Raw genomic sequence first — 3,905 nt, 5'->3', positions numbered from 1 at the left:
TATTGTTGGAATATTTCTGAGTGAACTGATAAAGAGAAGCTTTCTTAGGCTTTAATACTTTGTTTGACATATGATTATACCTCCATCTAATTTCTAATCTAATTATAGAACAGATGGGAAATTCATGTGTCTGGTTCAGCTTCATGAACGCCGTTTAATCGGTGCTTATGAAATTTAATTTTCACTAACCTGTGGTTTGTGGGTATTCAAATCATATTTTTATTCTAATATATGAAGGAGCTTTTCTTACTCCGTTGTATTAATCACTATTTTATTTCTTCCATAAGCTGTCGGATTTTTCTCAATGTACACCGTGTAACTGCCAGGTCATCTTCTTGTATATTCGATATGATTTTTTCATAAGCTTCTATCATTTTTTCTTTCTGACAATTACTTAATTCAATTGCCTTGTTCGTCAAAACAAGGTATGTTCTTTCTTTTTTTTCATCTAATTTCCAGATAATATATCCTTTATTTTCAAGACTTTTTACCATCTTAGATGTTTCTGGAATCAATAATTTCATGTATTCTGCCACTTCTGAAAGATATACTCCTTCATGACAGTCTGATTTTTCAACACATTCCTTTATACTATAAAGAAACAAATAATCTGTTCTTTCAACAAATTCAAATATACTTTCAACATTGATGCTCTTTAAAAAAAACTCCTCTGCACTGGTTCCTGCTCCCATATTATCGTTCCTCTCTTTCTATATATTCTTTTTTGCTGACTAGACTCTTATATGCCGGGCGAATGATCTTATCTGTAGTTATCAATTCTTCCAGGCGATGTGCACTCCAACCAGCAATTCTTGCTATCGCAAATAATGACGTGTACAATTCTCTTGGAATATTCAACATGTCATACACAAAACCACTATAGAAATCTATATTAGGACTTACTCCTTTGAATATCTGACGCTGCTTTGCAATCAACTTAGGTGCAATCTTCTCAATATTGTTATAAAGGGTCATATCTTTCTCACGTCCTTTATCCCTTGCGAGTTGTTCTACAAAGCCTTTGAACACCCTTTCTCTCGGATCTGAAATAGAATATACAGCATGTCCCATTCCATAAATAAGTCCTTTCTGATCAAACGCCTCTTTCTTCAAAATCTTGCTCAGATATGATGCAATTTCCTCTTCGTCTTCATAATCTTTCACATGACTTTTAATATCATCCATCATATTCATTACCATCAGATTTGCACCGCCATGTTTTTTTTCCTTTTAAGGATGACATTGCTGCTGAAATAACAGAATAAGTATCTGAACCTGAAGATGTTACTACCCGTGTAGTGAATGTAGAATTGTTACCACCACCATGTTCCATATGTAACAATAATGCTATATCCAGTACTCTTGCTTCCAGTTCTGTGAATTTTGTATCTGGTCTTAATAGGCGCAGGAAATTTTCAGCAATAGATAAATCTTTTTCAGGTCTATGAATATACATACTTTCGTTTTTTTCATAATGACAATAAGCATGGTATGCATATACTGCTAACATAGGAAATGCTGCGATCAACTGCATACTCTGCCTTAGCACATTCGGAATTTCAAGACTTTCTTTCTCCTTATCGTAAGAGCCCAATGTAAGAATACTTCGAGTCATAGAACCCATAATATCTGATGTAGGTGCTTTCATAATGACATCTCTGGTAAAGTTAGTCGGTAGTTCCATACAATCAGATAGTCTTCCCTGAAATTCCATTAACTGTGTATCAGTTGGCAATTCTCCGAATAAAAGAAGATATGCTCCTTCTTCAAAGACAAACCTTTTTCCTTTACTTCCTGTTACTAAATCTTTTATATTATAACCACGATAAGATAACTCGCCATCACATGGACTCTTTACTCCATCACGATATTCAAAAGCTTTTATATCAGAAATATTTGTAAGCCCCGTCAACACACCTTGGCCTTTTTCATCTCGTAAGCCTCTTTTTACACCATACTCTGAATACAGATTCTTACTAATGCTATCATTTTGTTCACAAAAAATTGCTTGCTGTTTCATATAATTTTCCAAATTGCTCATTTTAATCGCTCCTTTCATTCTGTTACGAACTTACATACTATACTCAGATATTCTTGTTTCCAGAGCATTCAGCATTGTCTGTTCTTTTTCTTATTCTTATTCATTAGCAATACAATACAATGGAAAACTCAATTTAACATCAACAACGTTTGTTTTTTCATCCATGCAAAATCTTCTTTGTACAACAGACTGTTAGATATAGCAAAAACGGCCTTTCAAAAACAGTTAACTTCTAAATCAACTGTTTTTTGAAAGGTCGTTTCATCAGATTCTTATAGCAATCCAGCAAATAATCTCATAAATAATTGTCCCAGTCGCAAATATGCACTTCGTCCGGTTTGATATTGGTCTGTCACATCACGACATTCTCCCATCGTTCTTATCAGATCATTTTTTATTTCCACAACTGCCTGACAATCTGCCATAAAACAGCCGTTTTCAAAATGGTGATATAAACTTCGATAATCCAGATTAATTGTTCCACAAGTTGCCATACAGTCATCTGCCACACTCATTTTTGCATGGCAGAAACCAGGAGTCCACTCATAAACACGAACACCATGTTTAACTAATCCATGATAAAAAGAACGAGTTATATTATAAATGAATTTTTTATCAGGGATACCAGGTGTGATAATTCTTACGTCTACCCCTCGCTTAGCAGCCAGACATAACGCATGCGTCATTTCATCTGTTATGATTAGATATGGAGTCATAAACCAACAATATTTTTCAGCTTTATTTATCATACTGATATAAACTTCTTCTCCTACTTGCTCATTATCCATAGGGCTGTCTGCATAAGGTTGAACAAACCCAGTTTGCTGTGCCGCATAATCATAGTGGAAAAGGTATTTACTAAAATCAGAATCATTAGCATCCTTATCACTTACTGCATTCCACATTTCCAAAAATGTCACCGTAAGCGACTGAACAGCATCTCCTTCTAAACGAATACCTGTATCTTTCCACTGTCCATACGGGTGTGTGTAATTAAAATATTCGTTTGCTAGATTATATCCACCTGTAAATCCGACTTTTCCATCAATAACTGTTATTTTTCTATGATCACGATTGTTCAAAAACAGATTTAAACCTGGCATAAACGGATTGAATACACGGCAATGAATTCCTATTGCCTCCATCTTTTTCACAAAATCTGTGTTAATAAAGCCTATAGAACCCATATCATCGTAGAATACTCTAACTTCCACACCTGCTTTTACTCGCTCTTCCAGAACATCTTGAATCTTATGCCATGCTTCAGCGTCTTCTATCGCATGATATTCCATAAAGATAAACTTCTGTGCTTTCTCCAAATCCTTAATCTGTGCCTCTAATCCTTTCACTGCTTCATCAAAATACACAATATCCGTATTCTGATAGATTGGATACTGCGAATTTCTTTGTATGTAACTTGCTATATTTCCTGCTTTCGGAATTGTTTCTTTTATTCTGCTCAAACACTCCTGACTGTCCGGAAGCATTGGTAACAATTTGCTATCAATTTCTGCATATCGCTCACGCATTTTATGTGTGCCACCATTCAAACCAATCAACAAATACAGGCCTACACCCATAATTGGGAAGATTAGAATTAAGATGACCCAAGGCATTTTCATAGAAGAGGTCTTATCTGATGCGTACAATCCCAAAACCAAGATTCCACTCAAAATCCTTGTAAATAAATTTATAATTTCTGCATATTCATTCAAGCGTGTTACGATAGTAATAATAAAAATTACTTCCAGAAGAATGCAGATTATGGAAAAACACAGCCGTTTTACCAATGGTATTAAGTTAAACAAAACTAATACCATCAGGTAATTAAGTTAAGGTGTCAGCTATATAAACGGCAGACACC

At 34.8% G+C, this 3,905-nt stretch carries 2 protein-coding genes and 1 pseudogene; all 3 read right to left on the bottom strand.

Translation table 11 applies throughout. The features are described from left to right. Window positions 1-266: 266 nt before the first annotated feature. Entirely contained in the window at window positions 267-692 is a 426-nt protein-coding gene (locus tag EAI80_RS12290) for a MarR family transcriptional regulator (protein ID WP_129982266.1), read from the bottom strand. Window position 693: 1 nt separating this feature from the next. Then, a pseudogene (locus EAI80_RS14055) lies at window positions 694-2,059 on the bottom strand (citrate/2-methylcitrate synthase). A 254-nt stretch (window positions 2,060-2,313) separates the two neighbouring features. Beyond that, on the bottom strand, window positions 2,314-3,861 hold the full coding sequence (gene cls, locus EAI80_RS12280) for a cardiolipin synthase (RefSeq protein ID WP_129982265.1): 1,548 nt from the start codon (window positions 3,859-3,861) through the stop codon (window positions 2,314-2,316). Between the last annotated feature and the right edge of the window lie 44 nt (window positions 3,862-3,905).

This window comes from Catenibacterium sp. co_0103 (genome assembly GCF_004168205.1).
Classification (GTDB): Bacteria; Bacillota_I; Bacilli_A; order Erysipelotrichales; family Coprobacillaceae; genus Catenibacterium; species Catenibacterium mitsuoka_A.
Note: the sequence above shows the minus strand (reverse complement) of the source record. Positions and strands in the feature narration are given on the sequence as shown.

What these genes read in the sequence shown, in the direction of transcription:
- EAI80_RS12290 (WP_129982266.1), bottom strand. Translation starts at nt 692, where the DNA reads ATGGGAGCAGGAACCAGTGCAGAGGAGTTTTTTTTAAAGAGCATCAAT.
- cls (WP_129982265.1), bottom strand. Translation starts at nt 3,861, where the DNA reads ATGGTATTAGTTTTGTTTAACTTAATACCATTGGTAAAACGGCTGTGT.